The following is a 21,815-nucleotide window of genomic DNA, read 5'->3' on the forward strand; positions in this document are numbered from 1 at the left end:
ACTATCTGTTCGAATACTTGTTACTATTCACAAAAATCGGTTTAAAGGTTCAAACATGCCTCAACAATCCAAATATTCAGACGCTCAATTTGAAGCGCTAATGAATGACATCGTATTTGCCCTTGAAAAAAACCAAGCAAATCGAGACTTATCTTTAATGGCGTTGGGTAATGTGATCACCAACATCTTTTTGCATCAAGTAAACGATAACCAGCGCGAAAAAATGGCCGCTCAGTTTACACAAATCTTGATGAAAAGTATCAATGGAAATCAAAAATAAATGATACTCTCAGAAACGCCTCGGCGCATCATGTTAACCAAGCTAGTAGCTTGGGGACATTGGTTTACCCTTTCAAATATTGTCGTTGCTTTGGTGATTGCAGGAATTTACGTTTTTGCATCGCCTTTGCCAGATTCTTTGTTGGGAATAACATTTTTATTAGTCAATTGGGTCAGTCATATTGGCTTTTTAACTTTTTTCGCTTTTGTCATTTTAGTTTTACCTCTGATATATGCTTTCCCTAAGTCTCGGCTTATACGTGGCGCGGCTTCAACGATAGCCGCCATAGGCTTAGCGCTCTTAGCATTTGATGCATTGCTCTACACTAAATATGGATTGCACCTAAATTTCGGCTCTGCGGATCTGATTAAAAGTGAGACTCAACCGGTTATTAATGCGTTTGGCTGGCAACAATGGGGGTTTTTACTCCTTTTATTTGTAGTTTGGCTGTCATTTCAACTTATTTTAGCCAATGCTCTGTGGAAAAGAATTGAACGATTACAAAAATTCCGCTTAGGTATGCCCATTAGCAGTGTATTTGTAACCTGTTTTGTATGCAGTCATGCTTTACATATTTGGGCCGATGCAAATCTCTATCAACCTATTGTAAAACAAGATAATTTGTTTCCTTTATCATACCCAGCAACAGCTAAAGCGCTGATGTCAAAATATGGGTTATTGGACATAGAAAATTATAAGCAACGTAAAGCCTTGCAGTTTGATCGAAGTGTCCATGGCATTAATTATCCTGCTAATCCAGTGTATTGCAGTATTAATACCAACAAACAATTTGTTTTACTTATCCAAACTGACGATGCTGATCTGAATCTGCAAAACAGGGCATTAACCGCCTACAACGATCACTATGATTTAAGCTCGAACCACCACTCTTCTCAATTTTCGAGTTTGTTTGGCTTACCGGAAATTTATACGTCGGAGTTAACCAATAAAACCCCACTAATGGTAGAACTTCCTCAAAAGTTAGGATTGCCGGTATTTTTATATTCTGATTTATCTTTAGAAAATTCAAAATTGACTGAGCTAAGCACAAATTTTGAAAGCTTTGTTGCCGCAAGTATTTCCGATAAACCGAAATTAGCCATAGGATTTGTATCCAATGCAAATATTCAACAATTGATAAAATCAGGTGTGTTGAATGGCAACCAAGTGATAATCTCGAAGCTTGCTTCAAATCGAGACGATATTCAGCAAGTGCCGCTATATGCTAATTTCAAACTCGACAAAACCTTATCTAGCCATTTGGACTTCCCTGCTACAGTGTTAGAAAACTTAGGCTGTAAAGCCCTTTCTGATGATTACTCCATCGGACAATCAATGCAGGCTCCTCGTCGCAATTGGTTGGTTGGCACTAAAGGCAGTAAAGTCATTGTGATGCAAAACAGCAATCGCATAGAAGTATTGTCTAACGGTAGCTATAAGATTTTTGACCGTGAGACGGGTGAAGAAAGTATTGAGACGCTTAACACCGGACTGTTAAGTCAGGCAATTAAACATTTAATGCATTTTTATTGAGTTACGCAGGGGAAACTCGATTTAAGCTATCAATGCATTCAAATCCAATATTGGTGTCATCAGCGATTTCTGAAGTTGTATAAAGAAAACGCTTGGTGACCCCAGCTCTAGCCGCCGCCAACATGTCCGTCTTGTTATCACCAATCATGAACGACTTTGCCATATCGATATTGTATTTTTGCTTAGCTTGTTCAAACATGCCAGGGTTTGGTTTACGACAATGGCATTGTTGTAAATAATCTCCTTTTGCCTTTAATGGATGATGGGGACAATAGAAAAAATCATCTATCGTGATCCCCCGCGTTGCAAACTCTGACTGCATCCATTTCGATAATAGTAAAAAATCCTCTTCGCTGTAATATCCGCGTCCTATCCCAGATTGATTGGTCACAACCAGAATTAAATACCCCTGCTGTTGGAAGCGTGTGCACAACGCAAATACATCATCAATAAAGTCGATTTCATCTGGGCGGGATGCATAACCATGGTCAACATTAATGACACCGTCTCTATCTAAAAATAACGCTTTAGATGTCACTATTTTTCCTCAATACTTGAATATCAAATTCCGTTTGACAATCAATCTGGGATTGCAAAAACTGGGCTTTATTTTGTTCACTGGTATGCCAAAAATAAGGCGTCATTTTAAGTAAAGCCAAACGCTGTTCAGGTTGACTAAAACTCAAATCAAAACCAAGTGACTCTCTACTTTGAACCGTGAAATTGTTTGTGTCTACTTGGGTTAGTGTGTGCGGCTTTGATACGTCATAAATGGATTCTTTTAGTTGCTGCAAGTGTTTAGGTCCAGGGTTAACTAGAATCCATAATCCATTTGGCTTTAAAATCCTAGCCACTTCTTTTTCGCTAGAAGGTGCAAAAACTTGAATGACGACATCCAAGCTTTCACTCCCAACAGGAATTTTAAATGTACTAGCAACTGCAAATTGACATGCTTTATGAGTCTTTGCAGCGCGCTGTATCGCCACTTTGGATATATCACACCCTGCTGCAATACATTGATGCTTGGCACTTTCTAATTGTCTGCGTATTTGTTCTAAATAATACCCTTCACCGCATCCTGCATCGAATAAATGTATCTCAGGACTGAGGCATTGGGCTTGAATTAAATCAGCTATACGAGCGATAAGTGGATCGTAAAATCCTTGTTGCAGAAACTCACGACGAGCCAAAATCATATCTTTGTTATCGCCGGGCGCTTTGCTGCTGCGTTCCTGTGCCAACTGCAGGTTTACGTAACCTTCTTTAGCTCTATCATAACTATGTTTAGCTTCACAACGCCAAGTACCACTTTCCAATGACAATGGAAGACGACAAGCTGGACAAATCCACATGTAAAAAGACTACCTTAAATTTTCAGCCAAACTAGATTAAAGCCCAGCGGTTTAGAGAATGGGGGTATTAAACCCTTGTTCCACCATCCAATTCAAGTGTACGCCCGGTAAAATAGTCATTCTCGAATATAAATTTTGCCGCATGGCCCAATTCTTCCACTTCCGCTAAGCGTCCAGCAGGAACGGTAGATAAGAATCGCTCGATCATTTCCGGCCGCATTTGCGCTGCCATGGCGGTGTTCACTAATCCAGGGGCGATACAACCGGTACGAATGTTATAACGAGCTAGCTCTTTGGCCCAAGTCACTGTCATAGTGGCTACCGCTGATTTAGAGGCAGAATAGTTGGTTTGTCCCATGTTGCCACCGCGAGACACTGAAGATAGATTAATGATGACACCAGAGCTGTTGGTTTCAATCATTGTAGAGGCTGCCTCTCGAGCACACAAAAAAGTACCTGTAACATTCACATCAATAACAGATTGAAACTGTTGCTTTGACATTTTATCAACGACTTTTCCATCCTTTATCTTCAACAACATACCGTCACGCATTATACCTGCGCTATTGATTAAGCCATTCAATTGACCAAAGTCATTCTTAATCTGTGAAAACACGTATTCCACATCCGATTCATCGGTAACATTAACAGCGTAGCCTCTAGCGGTTACGCCTAACTCAGAAATTTGTTCAGCTGCAGATTTAACCACAATATCTTGCATATCTAGCATCGCAACATGGGCACCAGCATCGGCGAAGGTTTTAGCCATTGCCAACCCGAGTCCTTGGGCTGCACCTGTAATTGCAATTACTTTATTTTTCAGTTCCATAGTTCACCTTTCAATCTTTATCGTTACAATTAATGACAGTCGAAGAATTTATTACCCCATCACTGTTAAACATTTTTGAGCACTAAGCACAGATTAACAACAATCAATATATTTAACTTGCTAACTGCAAATCATTTAATGGATTCCCATTATTTGGCCACATAGAGATGAAAAACTGATTAAGTGTTTTTTCATCAACTTCAGCAATATTTGCAAATGCCCATTTTGGCTTACGGTCTTTATCAATTAATAACGCTCTAACCCCTTCTTGAAATTCGCCATAGGTACCGCATCGGCAAGACATAATTAGTTCCATCTGAAAACATTCAGCTAGAGATAAGTCGACTCCTCTGTGAAGTTGTTGAAACACTAAGTGCATCGATATTGGTGAATTGTATGCAATTGCATCTTGTGCTTTTTTGAACCACTTATCATCAGAAATTGAAACTGCTGTTAAAGCATCTATGTAGTCTTGTAAAGTAGTAGTGTCTGCCAAACGTGCTAATAGATCAGCGTGTTTGTGCAAATTACAAACTCCTGAGGTTTGTGCAAATTCAGCACACAGCGCAGTTAAGAGTTGACCATTTTGCGCGAAATTTTCAGTCCAATCAGTAGTTTTGATTTGACGTAAAACCTGCAGTTTATTTTGATGTTGAATAACAAAGTCAGCTAAGTTTGCAAATTTAGCATCGTGACAATTGATTTTCGCCCCTGTGACACCTAAAAACTGCCCCACACCTTTTGGCATTTTATTTAAGAACCAACTACCACCGACATCAGGGTACAAACCGATGGCTGCTTCAGGCATGGCAATCAAGGCATCTTCGGTTACGACTCTATGACTCGCCCCAGCCAACAATCCTAGTCCGCCCCCCATTATGATGCCGTTGCCCCACGCTAAAATAGGTTTCGGATAAGTATGGATTAGATAATCCAAACGGTATTCTTGGCTAAAGAATGTTTCGAGTAATTCAGGAACCATAGCCGGATTATTTTGTTCTGTTTTAGAGTCTTTCATTGCATTGTACATTGAAACCACATCGCCACCGGCGCAAAAAGTGCTATCTCCGCGACTATCTAGAACCACAATGGCAATGTCGTTATTGTGCTGCCAAGACTGTAATTGTAATAGCAATAAACTAACCATTTCCAAATCTAATGCATTTAACGATTTAGGTCTGTTGAGCGTTGCAATTCCAATAGATTTGCCATTTTTACAAGTCTGAATATCAAAAACTACAGGTAATTCCATAATCTAAACTCCTAAAGGATTTGGCTATCACTGTTTGATAATAAACGTCGACCGATGATGACGCGCATAATTTCATTTGTACCTTCTAAAATTTGATGTACACGCACATCCCGCACATGACGCTCAAGTGGGTACTCTTGAATGTAACCATAACCACCGTGAATTTGTAGCGCTTCATTACAAACTTGAAAACCCACGTCTGTTGCAAATCGTTTAGCCATGGCACAGTAAGTCGTTTTATCTGGGCTTTGGCTATCAATCTTAAACGCAGCCAATCTTACCATTTGACGGGCCGCGACTAATTCGGTCGCCATATCAGCCAATTTAAACTGTAGTGCTTGAAATGCCGCAAGGGGTTTACCAAACTGAGTGCGAGTTTGCATATATTCAGTAGCAGTTTCCAACGCCCGTTGCGCAGTACCAATGGAGCAAGTTGCAATATTTACCCTGCCACCATCGAGTCCCATCATGGCGAATTTAAACCCTTCCCCTTCTTCTCCGAGAAGATTATCAACGGGTATTAAAACATCTTGAAACGTAATCAACCGAGTAGGTTGAGCATTCCAGCCCATTTTTTCTTCTGCTTTACCATAAATGACCCCTTCAGCATCAGCAGGGATCACCACGGCTGAGATACCGCCAGGGCCTTTGTCACCTGTTCTGACCATAACCACCAGAACATCGGTTTCTCCCGCACCAGAGATAAACATCTTAGAGCCATTAATACGGTAATGGTCACCTTCTTTTACCGCAGAGGTGCGCAATGATGCTGCATCTGAGCCAGATCCCGGCTCAGTTAAACAATAGGATGCTAAATGTTCGCCCGTCACTAACGTTGGGCACCAGGCCGACTTGACTGTATCAGTACCCCAAGTCGCGATCATCCAAGTGGCCATATTATGAATTGTCATCATTGCTGTGGTGGCAGTGCATCCACTTGCCAATTGTTCAAAAATAAGCGCTGAATCTAAACGACTAAGTTGTAAACCGCCCGCATCTTCAGGGGTGTAAAGAGCACAGAAGCCTAATTCACCGGCTTTCTGAATTACTTCCTTAGGAAAAATATGATGTTTATCCCAATGCGCAGCGTGGGGGGCAAGTTCTTGATCTGCAAATTGTTTCGCTGTATCAACGAAGGCGATTTGATCTTCGGTTAAATCAAAATTCATATGCTAGTTTCCTTTAGAAAACCGATTAAATGGACAGTGTTAATGCTTTGTAAATAAGGTTATCAAAAATCTCACCTTAACGTTAACGTAAATGAAAATCAAATAATCAAATACTGCCAACTTCTGTATACAGTCAACAACATAAACTTGTTAAATGGGGTTATATTCATCATGAATAATCCACTTCTTTACCATTTCAGTAATCCTAGACCAGCCAATATAATGCTGCCAGTTACCGATTTTTCGAACTAATTGGTAAAAAGCCGAGGGATAAATATCTATCCATAGCAATGTACATTGTTATTTTGATACTATGCTTGCTATATTGTCGTAATAAATTGATCAGAAAGAAGAAATTATCGTGGTTGGACCAAAAATCAACATCGCTGTAGTTGAAGATAATGGCATGGCGCGAATTCTTTTACGGAACCATTTGCTAGAAATGGGCTACTCGAATGTCTCCTGTTATATTCACGGCAGAGAACTCAAAAAAGCATTAAAGGTTCGTCAGTTTGATTTGATTTTAATGGACTTTCATCTTGGTGATCATAAAAATGGTGTGGAAGTTATTCAAGAGTTGAACCGTGAAAAGCTGTTAAAAAACACCACCAGTTTAATATTTGTCACCTCAGACCGGTTACCACTGATTATTGGTCAAATTGTTGATATCCATCCAGATGACTTAGTCATCAAGCCCTACACCATTCGTATATTAGAAAAAACCATCGCCAACGTACTAAGAATTCGTAGGCATCTGATGCCAGTGCTAACCCTGATGGATGAAAAGCTTTGGGATGTCGCACTACAAAAGCTGGAACAAATCGCTAAAAGCAACTCGATACCTAAGTCCCGCACTACCCTGTTAAAAATTCGCGCCAGACTGCTCCTTAAGCTTTCAAGATTTGATGAAGCCACTGCGTTGTATGACAGCGTGTTACAAAGTGCAGAAAATGTTATTTGGGCAAAATGGGGGGTTATACATGCTCAATACTTAGCCGGCAAAATAGAAATCAGTGAAGAATTACTCAAAGACATGCTAGGAGCGCACTTAACCAATGACAAAGCCTGCGAGTGGCTTGCGCGAATTTGTATTGGTAGAAAAGAATATGAAGAAGCCGAAGAGTACATAGACCTAATTAAAGAAAGTGCACTCTCAATGACCGCGGCCAAGCTTAAATCCTATGTTTACCAGTTGCAAAACAAAATGGACAAAGCAATCGATTTGTTGGAACGAAAACGGCTTAACGCAAAAGATATACGTGAAAAATACGCTGAATTATCCTTGGAACTGGCGCGCTGTTACTTATCAATAGCAGAATCTAAACAAGCAAATGAAAGAGCAAACGCGTTGCAAGTAGCCCGATTTTTAATCGGTAATGCAGGACGCAATTATTTAGAAGAAAATCTTGCGATTAAACGTGACTATATGAACATTTTGGTCGCCGTGTTAGAAAATGATCAAGATAAAGCCGTAGCCCTTTTGGAAGAGGCAGACCAAAAAGACTTCACGACCGCAGATGTCCCTACAATGACTGATGCCATAAAGGCATGGTTAGGTGTAGGAGATGAATTGCGAGCGGCTCAAATCTTATTTGATTGTGAAGAAAAAATGTTAGAAACAGAAGATCTAACCGACCAGACCATCTCTTCAATGGTAATTGCACAGCAAGAAGAAGAGTTAGGGGAAAGACGCCCTAGAGCCCTCAAATTTAACAAACAGGGCTTGAATTTACACAATCAGCAACGTTATCAAGAATCCGTAGATTACTTCTACCAAGCCTATCTTCTGTTTCCTAAGGAAGCTGCCTTTGGTTTAAATTTACTGCAAGGGTTATTGGAATCCAATTTAGCGGAATATAAAAAAGCGAAAACATTGCGCCTATTTAATGAGTTAGACAAACGTGAATTAAGCAACAGTAATCGTAAGCGATTGAATGAGATTGGCGGCAGACTCAGCGCTGACAAAGAACGATTTATCATAAAAGACAACGATAAACTGACCACTCATTCTTAACCCATCATTAAAATTTAAGTAATTAGGCTGTTTAAGTCACCTTACCCTGTTGCTGAAATTCGGCTTTTAAATACTCTTTATTTTGCATGATCTTTTTGAGCCTGTGTAATGCTGTGGCAACATTTTCGAAACTAATATACAAGGGCGCAAAACCTAAACGAAGTACCTCAGGTGCACGAAAATCAGCCACAACTTTATGTGCAATAAGTGCCTGACAGATGGCAAATGCGTAGGGATGTGTTAACGCCACTTGGCTGCCTCTCAACTCTGCTGATTGAGGTGAAATACAGGTTAACTCTTGATCTAATTTAAGTGTTTTTAAACCCTGCATAAAAAACGAGGTTAAGGCTTTAGATTTGCTCATTACATCTGACATATCCACTGCCGTAAACACCTCCAATGCAGCGTCCAATATACTCATAGAAATAATTGCAGGTGTACCAGTTAAACATTGTGAAATACTCTTGTCACTTTCAAATGTTGGTGAGAACTGAAAGGGTTGACTATGCCCCATCCAGCCACTCAATGGCTGTTTAAAATGTGATAAATGTCGTTTAGCAACATAAATAAAACCAGGGGCGCCTGGCCCACCATTGAGATATTTATAAGAACAACCCACCGCAAAGTCTACCTGGCAATCGTCAAGTTTTAGATCCAGCACGCCTGCGCTGTGAGCAAGATCCCAAATAACTAAAATTCCTTTAGCATGAGCTAATTTGGTTAACTTTGCCATGTCATGAATGTAGCCCGTCCTATAATTGACTTGGGTTACGAGTAAAACCGCCACCTCCTCGGTAAGTGATTGTTCTATATTATTTGCATTCACCGATTTAAGCTGACAGCGTTCTTGACTCAACAAAGACTCAATACCTTGGACCATATATAAGTCTGTTGGAAAGTTATCAACTTGGGATAAAACCGTCGTTCGCCCCGGTTGCTTTGCTAATGCTGCACAGATTAACTTAAACAAATTCACAGAGATGGAGTCACAACATATAGTTTGCCCAACACCTGCGCCTATTAACCGCGCTATTTTTTCTCCTACCGTAATGGGAAGATCAATCCAATGGTGCTTGTTCCAACTGGCAATTAAGTCTCTCCCCCACTGCAATTCAACTGTTTCTAGCGCTCGTTGTTTGGCAATAATAGGCAGTGCGCCGAGTGAATTTCCATCGAGATAAACACCGTTTTCGGGCAATTCAAACTGGCTTTTTAGCGCACTCAATTTATCCGTTGAATCTAATTGTTGAGCTTGCTGATCAATTTGCTGTGCAGGTGAAGATTTAGGACTTGGCATTTATTTACTCAATTTAGAATTGTTTAGTTAAAAGGTTTATCGCATTCAATTTTGATCGTAAAAATCAAACTGTCTAGACTAGAAATACTAGCATTAGTAATAATAAGCATATTTTGCGCAACATCAGTAGTTTACCTTGTTAAAGCTGTTAGCTACTCAGTAAAACTTTTAATGTGAGTCGAAGCTGTTTACCCGACGCTTAACTTTGGCTATTCAGCGGCAAATTAAAGCCCGTTATTTTTGCCCTAAGCTAATCTATTAACCTACCTTCTTGTCATGTTTGCTTTTCATATTTATTCACTCGTTTTAACTGAATAAATAATATCAACTATATTAAATGGGAAATGTTAAAAAGTTGATCTTCTAATTGAGGTAGTTTATTCTCGGCATCAAGTTAACGTATACGTAAACGTAAGCTTTAATTTTAAAACAAACAAAAATATAAACTTGTGACATATACACACTATCGCCGTTTTACACGTTTAGGAATGCGAAATGAATGCTGATAATAAATCTGAGAAACACAGCTCTGGAGTCGAACAAGACGCGCCCACATTCAGTATAGGGGAGTTATCTAAACATTTTGATGTAACACCCCGCTCCATACGTTTTTATGAAGAACAGGGGTTGTTGTCTCCGCAACGTGCGGGGCAAACTCGAATCTACAGTAAAAAAGACAAAGTTAGATTAAAGCTCATTTTGCGTGGTAAACGATTGGGGTTTTCCTTAGCAGAAACGCGCACCCTTTTTAACCTTTACGACAGCCACCAAAATTCAAAAATTCAGCTTCAAGCTATGTTAGAAATGACCACAGAAAAACGCGCCATTTTGATTCAACAACTTGAAGATATAAACGTCCTGATGATCGAGCTAGATGAAGTTGAGTCTCGATGCAAAGACGAACTTGAACAATTAAATAAAGGATAAGTTTGATGAACGCTCCCTACCCTACACTTAATTTTGGATTAGGCGAAGATATCGATATGCTTCGTGATCACGTATACAATTTTGCCCAAGCAGAAATAGCGCCCTTGGCAGAAAAAGCCGATGAAGAAAATGCATTTCCTAATCATCTTTGGCCTAAACTAGGTGAAATGGGTTTATTGGGCGTGACGGTTGCGGAGCAATATGGTGGTTCAGATATGGGGTATCTAGCTCATACTATCGCCATGGAAGAAGTCAGCCGAGCATCTGCTGGGATCGGTTTAAGTTACGGAGCCCATTCAAATCTTTGTGTTAATCAGATTCACAAAAACGGCACTGAAGCGCAAAAACAAAAATACCTTCCAAAGCTAGTATCTGGTGAGCACATTGGTGCGCTCGCGATGAGTGAGCCTAATGCTGGTTCAGATGTCGTGAGTATGAAACTACGAGCCGATAAACAAGGGGATAAATACATCCTCAATGGCAACAAAATGTGGATAACCAATGGCCCTGATGCCCACACCTTTGTCATTTACGCAAAAACAGATGTAAAAGCTGGTTCCAAAGGCATTACCGCTTTTATAGTGGAAAAATCTTTTGCTGGATTTAGCCAAGCTCAAAAACTCGACAAATTAGGTATGCGCTCATCGAATACTTGTGAGCTTGTTTTCCAAGACTGCGAAGTGCCTGCGGAAAACATCCTTGGCGAAGAAGGTGGCGGTGTCCGCGTATTAATGAGTGGACTAGATTATGAAAGATTAGTGCTTTCAGGTGGACCACTTGGGATCATGCAAGCCTGCATGGATCTTGTTGTTCCTTACATTCATGACCGCAAACAATTTGGTCAATCTATTGGTCAGTTCCAATTAGTACAAGGCAAAGTTGCTGATATGTACACCCAGATGAATGCCGCCAGAGCTTACGTTTATGCCGTAGCGCGTTCTTGTGATCGGGGTGAGACCACCCGTAAAGATGCAGCAGGCGCGATACTTTATTCGGCCGAATTAGCAACCAAAATGGCCTTAGATGCTATTCAGTTACTCGGTGGTAATGGTTATATCAATGAGTTTTCAGCAGGTCGTTTGTTGCGTGATGCAAAACTGTATGAAATCGGCGCTGGCACTTCAGAGATACGTCGCATGTTAATTGGTCGCGAATTATTTAACGAAACCTGCTAATTCCCAACTTTTGACATTTAGATGTCATCACAATGGGGTTAAATTTTACTTAACCGGATTAGGAGCGAATGCATGCCCCCTATCGTCAGCAAATTAAACGTTAAAAGCCAAGAGTTTATCGATAACGCTGCCAACATGGCTCGGCAAGTTAACGACTTAAAAGAAGTTATCGCCAAAATTAAATTGGGTGGCGGTGATAAGGCCAATGCACGTCATACCGCAAGGGGGAAATTACTCCCCAGAGACAGAGTAAATGCGCTGTTAGATAGTGGCTCTCCTTTTCTAGAGTTGTCCCAACTTGCTGCATGGAATGTCTATGCAGATTATGTCCCCGCAGCGGGCGTAATAGCTGGGATAGGTCGAGTATCAGGCGTGGAATGTATGATAGTCGCAAATGACGCGACGGTTAAAGGTGGCACCTATTATCCTTTAACCGTTAAAAAGCATTTACGCGCCCAAACCATAGCCGAGCAAAATAATTTACCTTGTATTTATCTGGTGGACTCAGGTGGTGCGAATCTTCCAAGACAAGATGAAGTCTTTCCAGATCGGGAGCACTTTGGTCGAATTTTTTATAATCAAGCAAATTTGTCTGCGCAAAATATTCCACAAATAGCGGTTGTGATGGGTTCATGCACCGCTGGCGGTGCATATGTGCCTGCCATGGCTGACGAATCCATAATCGTCAAGAACCAAGGTACGATTTTCTTAGGTGGCCCACCTTTAGTGAAAGCCGCCACGGGTGAAGTGGTCACGGCTGAGGAACTAGGTGGTGGTGACGTGCATTGCCGTACATCGGGTGTTGTCGATCATCTAGCTAACAATGACCATCACGCATTGCAACTAGCCAGAAATGCAATTGCCCGTCTAAACCGACCTAAACCCAATTATTTGGATTTAGTTGAACCTAAAGAACCAGCTTACCCTACTAGCGATATTTATGGCGTTATTCCTAAAGACAGTAAACAACCGTTCGACGTCCGTGAAATAATCGCAAGAGTAGTCGATGGTTCAGAGTTTGATGAATTCAAAGCGCTATTTGGCACTACCCTAGTTTGCGGTTTTGCACGTATTTACGGACATCCTGTGGGAATAGTTGCCAACAACGGCATCTTATTTTCAGAGTCAGCGCAAAAAGGCGCACACTTCATTGAACTATGTGCGCAACGAAAAATTCCATTAGTATTTTTACAAAATATCACCGGTTTTATGGTGGGTAAACAATACGAGTCGGGCGGAATCGCCAAACATGGAGCTAAAATGGTCACCGCAGTAGCCTGTGCCAAAGTGCCTAAATTTACCGTGTTAATTGGTGGGAGTTTCGGCGCTGGCAATTATGGTATGTGCGGCCGAGCTTATGATCCTAGGTTTATGTTTATGTGGCCAAATGCGCGAATTTCGGTGATGGGTGGAGAGCAAGCTGCTGGCGTGCTAGCGCAAGTCAAACGAGAGCAAAAACAACGGCACGACGAAAGCTGGAGTGTAGAAGAAGAGAACGCATTTAAACAACCTATTATTGATACTTATGAACAACAAGGCCACCCTTATTATGCCTCCGCGCGACTTTGGGATGATGGTGTAATAGATCCTGCTGATACCCGTTTTGTGCTCGCGCTTTCAATTTCTGCGGCACTCAATAAACCCATTGAAGAAACACGCTTTGGCGTGTTTAGAATGTAAGGTGATTTCCGTTATGAATAATACTTCTAGTACCCTACAAACACATTCAGAAGATGTAATCTACGCCCTTGATTCCCGCGGCGTTGCGACCATTACCTTGAACCGACCAGAAGTTCACAATGCGTTTGACGATAACACTATTGCATTGCTTACCGATTGTTTTAAGCGGGTGGCCAGAGACGACAAAGCGCGAGTACTGGTATTACAAGCCAATGGCAAGAGTTTCTGCGCTGGCGCGGATCTCAACTGGATGAAGCGCATGGCTAACTTTAGTTATGAAGAAAATTTAGCGGATGCAAATGCATTAGCGCATATGCTGCATACTCTTTACACCCTGCCCAAACCTACTATTGCAAAAATTCAGGGCGCAGCATTTGGTGGTGCGGTTGGATTAGTTTCTTGTTGTGATATCGCCATTGCCAGCCGCTTAAGCAAATTTTGCTTAAGCGAAGTTAAATTGGGTTTGATACCTGCGACTATTAGCCCTTATGTTATCGATGCGATTGGCGATAGAGTCGCACGCCGCTATTTTATGACTGCGGAAGTTTTCTCTGCTCGCAGAGCACGTCGCTTGGGCTTAGTCAGTGAAGCGGTTACCGAGGAAGAATTAAATTCAACAGTTGATTTATTGGTTACTCAAATAATCAATAACGGGCCTGTCGCAGTAGCCGCTGCCAAGCAATTAGTGTTTGATATTAAAGACGAACAACTGGACCAAGAACTTATTGAGAAAACCAGTTTACGTATTGCGACAACACGGGTGTCAGCAGAGGGTCAAGAAGGATTAGCTGCGTTTTTGGAAAAAAGACAACCAGCATGGCGGGAAAAATCATGAATGACCTAAAAAACATAGACAAATTGCTTATCGCTAATCGCGGAGAAATTGCTTGTCGAATTATAAAAACCGCCAAATTGTTAGGCATTAAAACCGTTGCGGTTTATTCCGATGCTGATATCAATGCGCAGCATGTAAAAATGGCTGATGAAGCAGTCAGACTTGGCCCCGCGCCAACCCGTGATAGTTATCTAAAAGGCGAGCTGATTATCGCCGCGGCAATTAAACTAAACGTGGATGCGATTCATCCCGGTTACGGTTTCTTATCAGAGAATCCACAGTTCTGTCGTTTATGTGAACAACATAATATTATCTTTGTTGGACCACCTGTTGCGGCAATAGAAGCTATGGGTTCCAAATCGGCCGCTAAACATATAATGGAGCAAGCTGGCGTTCCGTTAGTACCGGGTTATCACGGTGATGATCAATCTCCAGAATTGTTAAAAAAACATGCCGATGACATGGGCTATCCGGTTCTGCTAAAAGCGGCTGCCGGCGGCGGTGGTAAAGGCATGCGACAAGTAGCTCATAGCAATGAGTTTTACGATGCATTGGATGCGGCAAAACGTGAAGCCATGTCAGGTTTTGGTGATGACATTATGCTAGTTGAAAAATACTTAGCGCAACCTCGTCACGTAGAAATCCAAGTATTTTGCGATAGTCATGAAAACGGTGTTTATTTGTTTGAGCGAGACTGCTCAGTGCAACGACGCCATCAAAAAGTCATTGAAGAGGCCCCTGCACCAGGCATGACTTCAGAATTACGCCAACAAATGGGACAAGCAGCCTTAACTGCCGCACAAGCAATTGGTTACATTGGCGCAGGCACTGTAGAATTTTTGCTGGAACCCGATGGCCAATTTTTCTTCATGGAAATGAACACTAGATTGCAGGTAGAGCACCCAGTAACTGAAATGATCACTGGCCAAGATCTAGTGGAATGGCAACTCCGCGTGGCCAAAGGTGAACCTCTCCCCTTACAACAAGACCAACTAGGTATAAATGGACATGCATTTGAAGCGCGAATTTACGCTGAAGATCCAAATAATCAATTTTTACCTTCTACTGGTTTATTAAGTCAGTTAACGCCACCAACAGAAACGGATAACGTTCGAATTGATACAGGTGTGATAGAAGGTGACGAAGTAACACCGTTTTACGATCCTATGATTGCGAAATTAATTGTATGGGATCAAAATCGTGAAAAAGCCCTTAGCAAACTTGCTGACGCCTTAAGTGTGTATCAAGTTGACGGGGTTACTACAAACATTGATTTTCTGTACAACTTGGCAACTCATCCAGCCTTCAAACAAGCACAGTTAACTACTCACTTTATTGAACAACATGAGTCCGAACTTTTTGTCAAAAACGCCCTGCAACATGAACTAATAACCCCAGCGGCAGTAACCTACTTAATATTACAACGGCAGGCTTTAACGTCAGTCTCAGATAATAAAAACTCGCCTTGGCATGCACAGAACCACTGGCGCATGAACGAACGGTTCACAGAAGTGCTAAGCGTTGATATTCAACAGCAGAGTATCGAAGTGACAGTTGAGTATTTACCATGCAACCAATTAGGTTTCACAGTCATTAATGTCAGCACACCTGAAGGTTGCTTTGAATGTGTTGGTAAACTTGATGGCCATCACTTTGACGTCACTATCAATGGTCAAAATCTGCAGATGAAGCTGCAACCCCATCAAGGCTTCACGACCCTATTTACTAAAGAGTTTGCCATCCAATGTAAACTCAATACCGCAGATTTAGGTCTCAGTGACGCAGATGATCACCATGGCGGATTTGCGGCTCCTATGAATGGCACCATAGTTGCTCAATTAGTAGAGGTTAATCAGGAAGTAGAAAAAGGACAAACGTTAATGGTGATGGAAGCAATGAAAATGGAACACGCCATCAAAGCACCAAAAGCAGGTGTGGTCAAAGAATTTTATTTTGTCGCCGGTGATCTTGTAGATGGCGGTGCTGTGCTGCTCGACTTTGAAGCCGAGGAGTAAACCTATGACAAGCAGTTATCCAACACAGGTTAAAATCGTCGAAGTAGGTCCCAGAGATGGTCTACAAAATGAAAAACAACTGATTGATTTAGCCAGTAAACTGCAGCTAATTGATGATTTGGCCTTGGCTGGTTTAAAATTTATCGAAGCAGGTAGCTTTGTATCACCTAAGTGGGTGCCACAAATGGCTGATAGTACTCAATTATTTCGAGAGTTAACGCGAATACCGGGTATAACCTATTCAGCGCTCACTCCCAACTTACAAGGTTACACCAATGCCAAATCGGTAAATGTGGATGAGGTGGCTATATTTGGCGCGGCTTCTGAAACCTTTTCACAGAAAAACATAAATTGTTCAATTGCCGAAAGTATAGAGCGCTTTGTTCCCATTGTAGAGCAAGCTAAAAAAGACAACATGCCAGTTCGAGGTTATGTTTCTTGTGTGTTAGGTTGCCCCTATGAAGGCGATATCGCGCCGCAAAAAGTAACAGAGGTTGCACAACATTTATTGGCTATGGGTTGTTATGAAGTGTCACTTGGCGACACTATTGGCGTGGGCACACCGATTAAAACCAGTAAGATGTTAGAAGCCGTTCAACAGGTTATTCCGAGGGAAAAAATTGCGGTGCATTTTCATGATACCTATGGTCAAGCTTTAGCCAATATTTTGATCGCTTTGCAGCAAGGAATTAGTACCATCGATAGCGCGGTGGCAGGTTTAGGCGGTTGCCCTTATGCAAAAGGCGCTTCTGGCAACGTTGCAACTGAAGATGTGGTATTCATGCTAAATGGTATGGGTATACACACCGGCATTGATATCGAAAAACTAGTGAATGCGGGAAACAATATAATGCAAGCGCTTGGTCGGTCTTCTACCTCTAAGGTCGCAAACGCCCTGTTATCTTGAGTATTGAGTCTGATTGTTTTATGACAGAGTCGTTAAATCTGCATTGTGTTTTTTTGTTGGTGCTTTTTCAGTGCCTGTTTAAATATTTTTTTCGCTTCCTCTTTAGCTCGCACAGGATCATTATTCGAATTGCCTATTTTGGCAACAATCTCATTTAATTGTTCTGTATCCATGCAGTCATGCAATATTAACAGCCGTGCTTCAAGCTCCGGAAATTTTTTCAAAACCGCAGCTGACACTAACGGTTGAGCTAAATAACGAGGAAAAAACTGATCAGTATCTTTTAGCATAGTCACTTCGCCTCTTGATACTTGTGGGTCAGATTCGTAACCTACAAACACTTCAGCTTCGCCACTTTCTTTGGCTGAATAACGATCGGTAACACTGCAAGGTAAAACAGATTTGAATTTCACACCGTAGTCTAACAAGCCTAAAAGGCAATCCTTTCTGTTCATAAATTCAGGATCTGCACTAAACGTCAGTTTACCGCCTTTGGTTTTTAAATCGCTAATACTGATTATTTCTTCAGATTCAGCGTATTCAGGGGTCATAACTAAACAATAATCTTCACTGCAACCTAAATTAGGTAACCATTGAATGCCTAACCCTTGTCCATATTGATTTAACTCCTCAGTGAGCTCATCTGGTGATTTAATTCCGCCGGTTTCGGTTTTATGATGGATATTAAAATATTGCAGGCAGGTACCGGTATAGTCCATGTAAACATCCAGCCATCGGTATTTAAGTTCGGCGAAGTTATGCATGCTATCACCATTTGGATAACGTATTTCGCAGACAATATGTGAATTCTCATGGGTTATAGCCAACGCTAAAAGCTCTGTAAAAAACATCTGAGAGAGGTCATTTTTAGCGCCAATGATGATTTTCGGATTAGGCCCTTCCAGTCGTTTTGACGCCAATACATCTTCTCCAGCCAGTATTGGCCAGAATGACTGCTCCGATGTACTGACTTGTTGCTGCACCCGCCCAATGGTTTGACTAAAATTTGATTCCAATTCATTGAGCTGAACATGAAACTCTTTATCGGATACCTTCAAGGTGAGTGACTGAATAAAACTCGGCATATTGATAATCACAAATGGCATGATCAACAATGCAAATAAGATCAATACCTGATTGGTGGCCCTCAAATATTCGTCAAGGCCAAAGAGCTTTAACTCAGCAAGAAAGAATAATAGCACCGCCAAACAATATATTGTCAGTAAGTAAGGTGCCGATTTTGATAAAAAACTACTGTTTTTTTTACGTTTCATAGGTTCTCCGTAACAAACTTTATTGTAGTTGCACAGCGGTTGGCTCAAAACAATATAAAGTGGTTTTTGACGCCAATGGACCATTTAACACACTGGCAATGACTTTCTGCTGTGTGAGTATGCGTGCGTTATTTAAGAAAATTTCAGGCCATTGACGCACCAACGCTTTGCTTCCTTTTGGAAAGGTAAATACTTCGGTTGGCGAACAACGATTTGATTGAGGATCATACCGCTGCCCTTCTACAAGGGCACTACCACCAGTTGATACCAATTTCACTGAATCAGCCATATCAATTTCATTTGCAACTTGCGTCAACAAGCTGTCATAGGCCTGCGGATTACTTTTTAGATTATCTAGAACCTGGTTAAACTGATTTCTAAGTGAGAGATTATTCGGATTATTTTTAGAAAACATCACGCTATGCGGCACATAATCAACGTATTTTGCAAAGCCTATTTTTGCCGATAACGTTGGCATCGACTGGGTTAATAAGGTTTCACCGACTTGCTGAGATTCAATGAAAACTTTAGGCTTAGAGGTATAAGCCAGCCATATTAACGCGGTGTTAATCGGCATTTGACAAACTGTGGGCTGATTCGATTTTATTGCTGTTTTAGACGCGACATCAGGGGTAACAATTAGATTACTATTCTCGATTAACTCACTGCCTGAGTGAAATTGCTGTTCACTTGATTGATAAGCATAAAGGGGTTGAGAATGTTGAGGATCTATTTGGTTGTAGTGAAATGGGTTCACTTGTTTAACCTGAAGTACCCTTTCGGTCAGCTTCAACCTTTTTGCTTCTGCGCTACTAGCTACTTCAACTAATTGTCTTTGAATTAACTTTTTTTCGCTAATCAGTATCCAGTTTTGGTTAGCATCAAGTATTTCAAAGCCCTGAAGCGTATCTTTGAAATTGCAGGTATTGTTAGGAATATACTGTCCCAATCTAGGTGTGTATTCGTAACCTGCCAAGGTGATTACCGCATAATTTTGTAACTCAGACGGTTCGCTAATGTTGGCCGCCTGTGGGGTATGTTTCAGGTGAAAGAAAATCCCGTTAGGAACATCAATGATAGGTTCACTAAAGTAAAAATGATTTTCTCGCTCTGCGGTTTTGATATAAGGGTAAGTCCCTCGAATTTGACTATCCTGCTGCGACAATTCCGCTTTTGATTGGGCAATACTCCAGGGCATAAATTGCAAATCGACTCGATAGCCCATCTGTTCAAATACAGAGGTGACTATGACACTCGCAATTCCCTTTTGCGGTAGAGACTCTCCCGAATACGGAGCCCATTCACCTGAAGATAAATGGATGACCTTTGGTCCTGTGGCGGGTTTAGAACTCGAATACACAATAGCCGCAATTAAAAGTAGCAGTGCGACAATCAAGCTAACCATAATCATAGGGTTACTTTTAGTGCGAGCTGTATTCAAAGTATCAACCTTTCCATTATAAATTGATGGTGTTACCACCACCTTCCCTGTTTAAATTTTATACAATTAATTAGCATTTGTCAGGTTGATAACAATCTTAAGCTAAATAAAAGGAATTATTCATGGCAAGCTAGTGGATAGTCAGCGTAAACCTCTTTCAATCTAGGCTATAAAGCCGTAATTTAGAGTTTATTCGTTTGATGTTACGGTGAATTATTGATGTTTTTAGCTGGAATAAAGCGCGTGAGTTGCGGCTTCTTGCTGTTTACAAGCTTAAATGCTTTTTCTGAGGTTGTGTTAACTGAAAAGTTCGAACACTATTCCATTGCCCCCACGACGCGACCGCAAATTAAAATTGAATTGCGCGCAAACTCCCCCGTAGTGAAAGAAAATCAACTATTTCACGGTCGCACTCAATGGCAGTTAACACCGGTTTTTGGATTACAAACTAGCGGCAACCTATGTCGACTTGTAGGCATCAAAGTGTATTTAGAGGGGCTTTATACCATGCCCGAAATGTCTAACAGAAAAACTGCAGCAGAAAGCTTAAAACAAACCTTTGACGATTATTACACTGCTTTATTGGATCACGAAAAAGGCCATCAGGCTATTTGGATTGAAGCTGGTGAAAGCATTGAACGAAAACTAAAAAGCATGCCTCCCCATTTTCAATGCAGCCAATTAAAATCCCAAGCCAGCAAACAAGTCGCCAAACTCGTAAAATTCTACCAACTACAGAATAAACAATACGACCAAGACACCGGACACGGCAAAACCCAAGGTGTGTTTATTTCGGCAAAATAAATGGCGTTTTTTTAACTCGTTTTCTTACCAGATTGAATTGCGGCAGAATCAATCGGTGATTGATCCACGAGCATAGACTGATGAGAAGGTGCTACCGGTGACCGGCGCGGGACAAAACGAGTAAGGTCAGCTCTGTTTATTCACTGAATAAGTAACCTTCGGATACCAGCATACCAACCGACGACATTACTGCCTCATCCGGTGCGTTAGTTCAATTTATTTGAGTGAAAGAATAACTAATTATGGACCGAAAAAATGTCAGGGAGATACTCGGTTTTTATTGACAAAGGGAGTCATACCAACGCTTCAAATAAAGGGCTAAAAACGTTTGGCTATACTAGCGAACGAAGTGAGCCGAGCCAAACATTTTTAGTCCTTGTTGATTTGTTTGTTAGGTTTAATTATACTTTTGGTACAGAATAAAGTACAGGTACAGAAAAATGGAAGCAATGAGTTATACAGCTGCAAGAGCAAATCTAGCGAAAACGATGGAAAAAGTATGCGACGACCATGCTCCAGTAATAATTACACGAAAGAGCGAAAGCCCTGTTGTGATGATGTCATTAGATGATTATGAATCAATGCAAGAAACTACCTACCTACTCAGATCACCAGCAAACACGAGAGCCTTAATAGAATCGATAGTTGAGTTAGAGGCTGGGAATGGTACCCCTAGAGAATTGCTTGAATGAAATTAACCTTCTCAACGAAAGCATGGGAACAATATCTGTATTGGCAAACTACGGATAAAAAGATTTTAAAAAGGATTAATACATTAATTAAAGATATTCAGCGTGAACCATACGAAGGACTTGGTAAACCAGAACCTTTAAAACATGCCCTTTCAGGTTATTGGTCACGCAGAATCAATGATGAACATAGACTCGTTTATAAATATCAAGAAGATACAATCCTAATAGCGCAACTTCGCTACCACTATTAAATCTAACGCCCCTATTAAACGGCACAGACTTGCTGGCTAAACCGTGAGCGCAGCGAAACCAGCCAGCGAGTATGGGTCCGGTTGAATG

General features: G+C 41.2%; 20 protein-coding genes. 12 read left to right on the top strand and 8 right to left on the bottom strand.

The features are described 5' to 3' along the window. Positions 1-55: 55 nt before the first annotated feature. Entirely contained in the window at positions 56-280 is a 225-nt protein-coding gene (locus ABWV72_RS19790; protein ID WP_216047640.1) for a YejL family protein, read from the top strand. Then, positions 281-1,813 (top strand): DUF3413 domain-containing protein, encoded by a 1,533-nt coding sequence (locus ABWV72_RS19795; RefSeq protein ID WP_216047639.1) that lies wholly within the window; start codon positions 281-283, stop codon positions 1,811-1,813. Position 1,814: 1 nt separating this feature from the next. On the opposite strand, the gene gmhB is transcribed toward ABWV72_RS19795, so the two are convergent. The 5 genes from gmhB to ABWV72_RS19820 all read right to left on the bottom strand — a co-directional run bounded on the left by gmhB (position 1,815) and on the right by ABWV72_RS19820 (position 6,415). Continuing rightward, on the bottom strand, positions 1,815-2,351 hold the full coding sequence (gene gmhB / locus ABWV72_RS19800; protein WP_303501917.1) for a D-glycero-beta-D-manno-heptose 1,7-bisphosphate 7-phosphatase: 537 nt from the start codon (positions 2,349-2,351) through the stop codon (positions 1,815-1,817). Beyond that, a complete protein-coding gene (locus ABWV72_RS19805) occupies positions 2,341-3,165 on the bottom strand; it encodes a putative RNA methyltransferase (RefSeq protein ID WP_353372640.1) in 825 nt (274 codons plus the stop codon). The genes gmhB and ABWV72_RS19805 overlap by 11 nt, the downstream gene beginning before the upstream one ends. 67 nt (positions 3,166-3,232) lie before the next feature. Continuing rightward, positions 3,233-3,994: an SDR family oxidoreductase gene (locus ABWV72_RS19810; RefSeq protein WP_216047636.1), complete on the bottom strand. Its 762-nt coding sequence runs from the start codon at positions 3,992-3,994 to the stop codon at positions 3,233-3,235. Between the two features lie 112 nt (positions 3,995-4,106). After that, complete coding sequence (locus ABWV72_RS19815; protein WP_353372642.1) at positions 4,107-5,246, bottom strand: enoyl-CoA hydratase/isomerase family protein; 1,140 nt, start codon at positions 5,244-5,246, stop codon at positions 4,107-4,109. Positions 5,247-5,257: 11 nt separating this feature from the next. Further along, positions 5,258-6,415: an acyl-CoA dehydrogenase family protein gene (locus tag ABWV72_RS19820; protein ID WP_353372644.1), complete on the bottom strand. Its 1,158-nt coding sequence runs from the start codon at positions 6,413-6,415 to the stop codon at positions 5,258-5,260. A gap of 361 nt (positions 6,416-6,776) precedes the next feature. Here ABWV72_RS19820 and ABWV72_RS19825 point away from each other — a divergent pair, with 361 nt between their 5' ends. Further along, on the top strand, positions 6,777-8,429 hold the full coding sequence (locus tag ABWV72_RS19825) for a response regulator (RefSeq protein WP_216047633.1): 1,653 nt from the start codon (positions 6,777-6,779) through the stop codon (positions 8,427-8,429). Positions 8,430-8,460: 31 nt separating this feature from the next. On the opposite strand, the gene kynU is transcribed toward ABWV72_RS19825, so the two are convergent. After that, complete coding sequence (gene kynU, locus ABWV72_RS19830) at positions 8,461-9,726, bottom strand: kynureninase (RefSeq protein WP_216047632.1); 1,266 nt, start codon at positions 9,724-9,726, stop codon at positions 8,461-8,463. Positions 9,727-10,221: 495 nt separating this feature from the next. Here kynU and ABWV72_RS19835 point away from each other — a divergent pair, with 495 nt between their 5' ends. From ABWV72_RS19835 to ABWV72_RS19860, 6 genes are all read left to right on the top strand, one after another. Then, positions 10,222-10,653: a MerR family transcriptional regulator gene (locus ABWV72_RS19835; RefSeq protein ID WP_303501909.1), complete on the top strand. Its 432-nt coding sequence runs from the start codon at positions 10,222-10,224 to the stop codon at positions 10,651-10,653. Positions 10,654-10,658: 5 nt separating this feature from the next. Beyond that, a complete protein-coding gene (locus ABWV72_RS19840) occupies positions 10,659-11,828 on the top strand; it encodes an isovaleryl-CoA dehydrogenase (protein WP_303501907.1) in 1,170 nt (389 codons plus the stop codon). Between the two features lie 72 nt (positions 11,829-11,900). Next, entirely contained in the window at positions 11,901-13,508 is a 1,608-nt protein-coding gene (locus ABWV72_RS19845) for a carboxyl transferase domain-containing protein (RefSeq protein WP_353372648.1), read from the top strand. Between the two features lie 13 nt (positions 13,509-13,521). After that, positions 13,522-14,343, top strand: coding sequence for an enoyl-CoA hydratase/isomerase family protein (locus ABWV72_RS19850; protein WP_353372650.1), 822 nt, complete (start codon positions 13,522-13,524; stop codon positions 14,341-14,343). Further along, positions 14,340-16,358, top strand: coding sequence for an acetyl/propionyl/methylcrotonyl-CoA carboxylase subunit alpha (locus tag ABWV72_RS19855; RefSeq protein WP_353372652.1), 2,019 nt, complete (start codon positions 14,340-14,342; stop codon positions 16,356-16,358). The genes ABWV72_RS19850 and ABWV72_RS19855 overlap by 4 nt, the downstream gene beginning before the upstream one ends. Positions 16,359-16,362: 4 nt before the next feature. Beyond that, a complete protein-coding gene (locus ABWV72_RS19860) occupies positions 16,363-17,265 on the top strand; it encodes a hydroxymethylglutaryl-CoA lyase (RefSeq protein ID WP_353372654.1) in 903 nt (300 codons plus the stop codon). Between the two features lie 32 nt (positions 17,266-17,297). Here ABWV72_RS19860 and ABWV72_RS19865 read toward each other — a convergent pair whose 3' ends face one another. After that, positions 17,298-18,539 carry an ABC transporter substrate-binding protein gene (locus ABWV72_RS19865; RefSeq protein ID WP_216047625.1) on the bottom strand — a complete coding sequence of 414 codons (1,242 nt, stop codon included), beginning with the start codon at positions 18,537-18,539 and terminating at the stop codon, positions 17,298-17,300. A gap of 19 nt (positions 18,540-18,558) precedes the next feature. After that, a complete protein-coding gene (locus ABWV72_RS19870) occupies positions 18,559-19,980 on the bottom strand; it encodes a transporter substrate-binding domain-containing protein (protein WP_353372657.1) in 1,422 nt (473 codons plus the stop codon). Between the two features lie 219 nt (positions 19,981-20,199). On the opposite strand from ABWV72_RS19870, the gene ABWV72_RS19875 reads away from it, so the two are divergent. The 3 genes from ABWV72_RS19875 to ABWV72_RS19885 all read left to right on the top strand — a co-directional run bounded on the left by ABWV72_RS19875 (position 20,200) and on the right by ABWV72_RS19885 (position 21,727). After that, a complete protein-coding gene (locus ABWV72_RS19875; protein ID WP_252728955.1) occupies positions 20,200-20,784 on the top strand; it encodes a DUF922 domain-containing Zn-dependent protease in 585 nt (194 codons plus the stop codon). A 449-nt stretch (positions 20,785-21,233) separates the two neighbouring features. Then, the gene (locus tag ABWV72_RS19880) at positions 21,234-21,476 is read left to right on the top strand and encodes a type II toxin-antitoxin system Phd/YefM family antitoxin (protein ID WP_252728951.1); all 243 of its coding nucleotides are present in this window, start codon (positions 21,234-21,236) and stop codon (positions 21,474-21,476) included. Next, the gene (locus ABWV72_RS19885) at positions 21,473-21,727 is read left to right on the top strand and encodes a Txe/YoeB family addiction module toxin (protein WP_216047621.1); all 255 of its coding nucleotides are present in this window, start codon (positions 21,473-21,475) and stop codon (positions 21,725-21,727) included. The genes ABWV72_RS19880 and ABWV72_RS19885 overlap by 4 nt, the downstream gene beginning before the upstream one ends. The last annotated feature ends 88 nt before the right edge of the window (positions 21,728-21,815 follow it).

The sequence above is a fragment of the Aliiglaciecola sp. NS0011-25 genome (genome assembly GCF_040370605.1).
GTDB lineage: Bacteria > Pseudomonadota > Gammaproteobacteria > Enterobacterales > Alteromonadaceae > Aliiglaciecola > Aliiglaciecola lipolytica_A.